Here is a 716-nt window from a genome sequence, read left to right as displayed (position 1 = left end):
CTCTCGAAGATCTTCAACGACGCCTGGATGCGGTCGTACGGTTTCCTGCCCGACGAGGAGGGCGTGACCGCGGGCGACGTGCTGCGCGCCAAGGACGGCCGGCTGCCGGACCTCGTGCACACCCACCCGAGCGAGACCGTGCGCGACGCCATCGAGATCCTGCGCGAGTACGGCGTCTCGCAGATGCCGGTCGTGGGGGCCGAGCCGCCGGTGAAGAGCGGCGAGGTCGCGGGGTCGGTGAGCGAGCGCGAGCTGCTCGACGCCGTGTTCTCCGGCCGCGCGTCCCTCGCCGACCGCGTGGACCAGCACATGGAGCCCCGGTTCCCGCTCATCGGCGCGGGCGAGGGCGTCGAGGCGGTGCGTGCCGCGCTGCACGACGCCGACGCGCTGCTCGTCGTCGAGGACGGCGACCCGGTCGGCGTCCTCACCCGCCACGACCTCCTGGGTTTCGTCGCCGCCCGCTGACGCTCTCCGCCACCCCGCCGAGCACGACATCGGTGTCGTTATCCGTGGGATAACGACACCGACGTCGTGCTCGACAGCGATCGGGGTCGTGCTCGGGAGCGGTCAGGGGCGTGGTTCGCGGAGCGCCACCACTGCGAGGAGTGCGCAGCCGGCGCCGAGCAGGACGCCGTGCGCGACCCGCAGGCCAGGGTCGCCCCAGAACTGCGGCAGCAGCAGGACGAGGCCGAGGGCGAACGGCAGGGTGAGCCACC

At 72.9% G+C, this 716-nt stretch carries 1 protein-coding gene; it reads left to right on the top strand.

Features of this window, described 5'->3' with window-relative positions; translation table 11 throughout:
• Positions 1–465: CBS domain-containing protein (locus G3I78_RS46560; protein WP_164436637.1), on the top strand; the 465-nt coding region annotated here is incomplete at its 5' end.
• Positions 466–716 lie beyond the last annotated feature (251 nt).

It is taken from the genome of Streptomyces sp. SID13726 (assembly GCF_010548375.1).
Taxonomy (GTDB): Bacteria; Actinomycetota; Actinomycetes; order Streptomycetales; family Streptomycetaceae; genus Streptomyces.
The sequence above is the reverse complement of the archived record's forward strand: the minus strand, read 5'-3'. Positions and strand labels throughout refer to the sequence as shown.